The sequence below is a fragment of the Paenibacillus sp. P4_A7 genome (genome assembly GCF_056402455.1).
Genome location: NZ_JBFUHJ010000351.1, coordinates 1 through 5,861, shown reverse-complemented (window position 1 = coordinate 5,861; position 5,861 = coordinate 1). Strand labels below are relative to the sequence as shown.

The following is a 5,861-nucleotide window of genomic DNA, read 5'->3' as shown; positions in this document are numbered from 1 at the left end:
ATGTAAATGTAATTCTTGATTTGATTCTGAAAATGGCGACTTCTCTAATCCATGAGCATCACGTCTTAGTAATTCACGGTTAAGTTTTGATATATTATTAATCAACGTTTTGTTATCCCATTCCTCAATAATAGGATTCATCCGTGGCTGTTTTTCATGTTCAACATTATTAAACTCTAGAAAGCTTGGGTTGAGCATGAAATCCATAAAAGAAATATTTTCAGAAGTTGTTGACACTGTATGCACCTGCTTTTTTTTCTTATCATTGTATCATTATCGTTTAGTATTTTAAAATCATTTAATAAATCAGAAAACTTCTCCGAATTTGCTGTTGACGCTGTGAGAAATCCTAGTAAGAAGTGAACTGTAGAGGTCTAGTATTTTATTCCACTGACCTTGCTTTGATAAATTTTTCCTGCACCTGCAAAGGAATAGCAAGCGTATGCTGTTCAGTACCGTCTTTTGGGCTTTTGACTGAAAGTACAAGCACCATACTTGGTTGCACGGCAAAATCAAATTTGACGTCTATCAAAAATTTACCCCACTCAGGCGCACCTGCTTCAGCATGAGCTACGCCCATTGCTAATATTTGATGTCCGTCCTCTAGACTCCAACTGAACACTCCTTCGAATACACGAGCCTCACCTTCTACGACAAACACATTTCCAAGCTCCTCGGCAGGTTCTGGAGTATATACGCGAAACGCCTCATTTTCCATTTTAGGAACTTGCGTAATCACACCTGATTTCGCATTAATTAGTACGTCGACAGGCTGCTTGATATGTTCAAAATGAACAAGCTCTACGTTCCAAAATTCATTTGAAGCATCCTTCTCTGCCTTCTTAACTGCCCATGGAGCCAGTTCAGTCTGTGCCTCCAGCGCAATTCGTACCGCTTCTGATCTGTCGATGCTCAATTGCTCTTGGTCACTCGTTAAAAGGATCAGCTTCGCTGCATGAGCTCCACCAGGAAAAGACTCCTGTAAGGGGCCATCGTACCACGCTTCAACTTGAGCGCCTACGAGAAGAACCGTTTTTGTTACTGTCGAACCATCACGATCAAGCAGCTCTGTTTTTTCGGTAATTTTCAACGAATACGCCTCAACATAAGAGTCATCTCCTTTATCAATATACGCGGTTACTAATACGTTATTGCCGTTAATGGAGACAATCTCACCCTTCTCTATGGCCATTACCTGCTGTATTTCTTCCTGCACCGGTGGTTCTACATCGCCAGGCTCATTCTCTCTGTTTACTTCCGCTTCGCGTCCGCATGCAGCCATGAGGAGTAATGTACATATTATGAAAAAATAAAGTGTCATTTTTCTAATCGTAATGTCGTTCAACTCCTTTAATCAAATTGACGTTGGGAATACATAAATTGTTTCATTAGGAATACACGGTTACAATCACGCCCTCCATATTATTTCCAGAAATCTCATAGCGACTATTCTCCGGCACATGGATGGTTATGTTTCTAGAGATCGGATAGTAAAAGATTTCATAGGTTTGATGATCTATTGTAGTCGTAATGGTCTTCTGTTCTTTCAAGAAATCCAAATATTCTTCCAAAACAAAATTCTTCTCTTGCATAATTGCGCTGTGCGGCAAACCAACATAGCGAAAATGCCATGGCTCATAGAGAGTGCCTGTGATATCGGTTTTGTCCTTAGGATAACGTAATATAAACCCGTATTTCCATGCGTTTTTGTTCAACCATTTTCCTTCAGGTGCTTGATTCATCTTCGCTTGAGTTGATCCAATATCAATCGATAAGCCTAAGTTATGTTCACTATGTCCTGCTGGCATCGCATATTCAGCACCCATTTCTTTATAAAGCTCATTTTGTCTCTTGTTATCTCGATAACCGCTGCTTATTAAAAATTGGCTAACTCCTTTCTTTTCTGCTGCTGCAATCATCGTTGAAAATTTCTTCACCATGCTTGGAGATAGCTGAATCGTGTTATCCAGCAAACTGAATCCCTTTATTAGTTCTTTATGTTGAAATAGATTAACCGCTTTAGACTCTGCACCTCCTTGAGGTACAGGATGATCCTTATTAACCAACAACAAATTGCCCTTGTAAATCTGGTCTTTTGTTACTTTTACAGTAATTTTGTTCTTTTGGGGAATTACCTCTTGAACTTGATAGGCTTTTTCTAGTAGTTCCTCATTAATGACTTTCGTTTTGTGTTGAACAGCTCCAAAGCTAAGCAACAAAAGTATAACAATCCCAAAAATYCACTTCTTCATCCTTAGTTTCCCCCTAATCATTCAATTTAGAATAAGGGAAACTAATTAAAAAGAAATGACGTCAAAAATGAAAATTTTCTTAAATTATTTCATCTGTTTCTTAAACTTCTTTACATGAAGCTCCTTCCGTTATACTGCTCTCTCTTACAATATCGGGATCAACTAATAAATGTTATCGTGTATGGACTTGGTTTACTAATATTATTATAATAATGATTTATACTAACAACTTTATTATCACTCAACTGAAATGAGGAATTTGTTTGATTGAAAAAGCAACGTTTGCCGGAGGCTGCTTCTGGTGCATGGTAAGTCCATTTGAAGAACAACCAGGTATACATGGTATTGTATCCGGTTATATGGGCGGTACAGTTGAAAATCCTACTTATGAGCAAGTACTTACTGGGGATACTGGACATTTAGAAGTGGTCCAAATCAATTTTGATCCGATTATTTTCCCATATGAAAAGTTGCTTGAGCTATATTGGCCTCAAATTGATCCTACCGATGCCACTGGTCAGGGTAATGATCGTAAGAGCCAATACCGTGCTGCCATCTTATATCATAATGAAGAACAACGTTTGCTTGCCATTAAGTCTAAAGAAGAGCTTGAAAAAAGTGGCCGATTTGACAAACCTATTGTTACCGGGATACAGGAAGCTTCTATCTTTTACCCGGCGGAGGAATATCATCAGAATTATCATCGTAAGGATCCTAAGTTCTATAAAGAATCCCGAGTATACTCTGGCCGCGATGCCATTATAGAAAAATACTGGGGTAAGGATTAGAACATCATATCAAACGTTTGATACAAATGCGCCATTCCCTCAATCCATCGAATAATGATGCATATGTGGTGGCAACACGGTTAGCAAATCACGGATAGTATATCTAATGGATTACGTAATCAATAAACCAGACTATATTGAAACTGGATTTACTGTTCAAGAACCCTACGTAATGTTGGAGATATTTAAGACAAAGGCGGCCAATAAAACTTGGTCACCTTTGCCTTATTCCGTCCTTGCCTCCCTTTTGTCTCTCTAATTGTAATTTTTCAGAAAAAAAGAACCTTTGATCTATAGCTAGATCAAAAATTCTTTGTTTTTTAAATGATATCGTATTATTCACGCAATCACTTCATCATAGAAGAATAAATATCTTAATTATAGGCAAGTTCTTTTTCTCTTAGACCTAGGKTCTCTGCTGTAGAAGTATGAATTTCTTTCAGAAGCTCTGGATTTTTCATTAGTGACACGCCATAAGAAGGAATCATTTCTTTAATTTTCGGTTCCCACTCTTTTATATGTTGCGGGAAGCATTTTTTAAGTACCTCAAGCATAACGTGAACAGCTGTAGAAGCACCTGGAGAAGCACCTAGTAATGCTGCAATCGAGCCATCAGCGGCACTTATTACTTCCGTACCAAACTGAAGTGTACCTTTGCCGCCAGCTTCAGTATCTTTGATTACTTGCACACGTTGGCCAGCAACTTCTAAATACCAATCCTCGCTTTTGGCGGTGGGGATAAACTCTCGCAACTCTTCCATGCGCTTTTCTTTGGATAACATAACTTGCCCGATCAGGTATTTTGTCAATGACATGTTTTTTGCACCTGCCGATAACATAGTTACGAGATTATCTGGTTTTACGGAAGTTACCAAATCAAACATTGAACCGGTTTTTAAAAACTTTGGTGAAAAGCCAGCAAACGGTCCAAATAGCAACGATTTTTTATTGTCGATAAATCTTGTGTCGAGATGCGGAACTGACATTGGAGGAGCTCCAACCTTAGCTTTTCCGTATACTTTTGCATGATGCTGCGCTACTACAGCCGGATTATTACATACCATAAATATTCCGCTTACCGGGAATCCTCCGATATGTTTCCCTTCAGGAATACCTGATTTTTGCAGTAAATGCAGGCTTCCTCCCCCGCCACCGATAAAGACGAATTTGGCAGTCTGGCGTTCAATGTTACCGCTGGCGTTTCTTACTTTCAATTCCCACGAGCCGTCGCTAGTTCGTTTAATATTATCAACGCTATGCTTGTATTTGATATCGACTTTTTTACTCTTTAAGTGGTCAAACAGAATGCGTGTTAAAGCACCAAAGTTGACATCCGTTCCAGAGTCAATTTTGGTTGCCGCTATTGATTCATTCGTAGGACGGTCTTGTAAAATAAGCGGAATCCATTCCATCAGTTTTTTAGGATCATCGGAAAATTCCATCCCTTGAAAAAGAGGGTTTTTGGTCATCGCTTCAAACCGTTTCTTTAAAAACGTTACATTTTCTTCCCCTTGTACCATACTCATATGAGGCAATGGCATGATAAAGTCCTGCGGATTACGTATCAGCTTGCTATTTACAAGATAAGACCAAAACTGCATGGAAAGCTGAAATTGTTCATTAACTTTGATTGCTTTGCTAATATCTATAGATCCGTCTGGTTTTTCGTCAGTGTAGTTAAGTTCGCACAGTGCCGCATGGCCTGTTCCTGCATTATTCCATTCGTTAGAGCTTTCTTCTCCTGCATTTTCGAGCTTCTCGAACACTGTAATTTTCCATTCTGGTACTAATTCTTTTAGAAGTGTCCCTAAAGTCGCACTCATGATTCCGGCACCAATTAAGATGACGTCTGTTTTAGTTTCTATGCTGCTCATTTTTCCCATCCTTATACCTTGTAATTACAGAAAGGTTGTAGGAGCTTCTGCCCAGGCGAGACCTAGTCACACACCTTTTCTGTTTCAATTATAAACATTTCATAGTGTATTACAATTATTTATAGATTCATATATCTATCATTATCTGATAATTATAAACTATTTAAAAGCTTGTGAACAGTGAGAAATCCRTCCACCAGGCAATAGGAACACAAAAACCAAAACCTTAACCCAGCTTCTTGCAAGGATTAATGCTTTGGTTGTCTTTACCAGTAAAACCTATGCCTCTCGGTCGTTGCAACCAAATTTGGTATCGTTCATGTAGCAAGCGTCCTTTCGGACTCCAATAAATGACACGTGAATTAGTATATTAATGCCGTTATCCTCCATTGCTTTAATAATATTCTTCATCGCATCAAAAAGTACCATGTCCCTTGTGAAATGACCTTAAGGAAGTAACAGTATGACTACTTTTTGCTTCATAATAAAAAAACTCTCAGATCCCATCCGGGAACAGAGAGTTTTTTTTTTTTGCAGATACTGTTAACTATTCAGAGGACGATTTCTGTTCGTGCATTTTCAAAAAATACGTGAGCTGTTCGTTCATATACTCCGGGCTGCGAGCAAAGCCCTCTTCGCCCCATTGGATGAGCAAGCCCATAATGGCATTTGCCTGATAAGCGACTAGCAAAGAGACGTCTATATCCCTCAATTGGTTGACTGAAGTACTGTCGTGCATTAAGCTTTTTATTTTCTCTAACAACGAATAATAGTAAGACAACGACGATTTCTTATCAAACACAATTTCATAAAACAATTGGTATATCTTCACATGATGAAAGATACGAATCGTCGATGGGTCAAGATGGCTGGGAATTAAATGAGAGACATGCCGGTAAGGTTCGTAATACGAGTCCTCCAAATCTTTGAGCAAATAATGAAGATGC

The 5,861-nt window shown here is 38.7% G+C and carries 6 protein-coding genes; 1 reads left to right on the top strand and 5 read right to left on the bottom strand.

Going from position 1 to position 5,861, the window contains the following annotated elements:
* The 3 genes from AC1DWN_RS25930 to AC1DWN_RS25920 form a co-directional block, all read right to left on the bottom strand.
* The coding region (locus AC1DWN_RS25930) for a hypothetical protein (protein WP_477561777.1) at positions 1-237 on the bottom strand (237 nt) is incomplete at its 3' end.
* A 145-nt stretch (positions 238-382) separates the two neighbouring features.
* Positions 383-1,282: a Gmad2 immunoglobulin-like domain-containing protein gene (locus AC1DWN_RS25925; protein ID WP_477561776.1), complete on the bottom strand. Its 900-nt coding sequence runs from the start codon at positions 1,280-1,282 to the stop codon at positions 383-385.
* 106 nt (positions 1,283-1,388) lie between these two features.
* Positions 1,389-2,252: a M15 family metallopeptidase gene (locus tag AC1DWN_RS25920; RefSeq protein ID WP_477561775.1), complete on the bottom strand. Its 864-nt coding sequence runs from the start codon at positions 2,250-2,252 to the stop codon at positions 1,389-1,391.
* A 266-nt stretch (positions 2,253-2,518) separates the two neighbouring features.
* On the opposite strand from AC1DWN_RS25920, the gene msrA reads away from it, so the two are divergent.
* Entirely contained in the window at positions 2,519-3,040 is a 522-nt protein-coding gene (gene msrA / locus AC1DWN_RS25915) for a peptide-methionine (S)-S-oxide reductase MsrA (protein ID WP_477561778.1), read from the top strand.
* Between the two features lie 374 nt (positions 3,041-3,414).
* On the opposite strand, the gene AC1DWN_RS25910 is transcribed toward msrA, so the two are convergent.
* Positions 3,415-4,914 carry a malate:quinone oxidoreductase gene (locus AC1DWN_RS25910; RefSeq protein ID WP_477561774.1) on the bottom strand — a complete coding sequence of 500 codons (1,500 nt, stop codon included), beginning with the start codon at positions 4,912-4,914 and terminating at the stop codon, positions 3,415-3,417.
* Positions 4,915-5,461: 547 nt separating this feature from the next.
* Positions 5,462-5,861: TetR-like C-terminal domain-containing protein (locus AC1DWN_RS25905; protein ID WP_477561773.1), on the bottom strand; the 400-nt coding region annotated here is incomplete at its 5' end.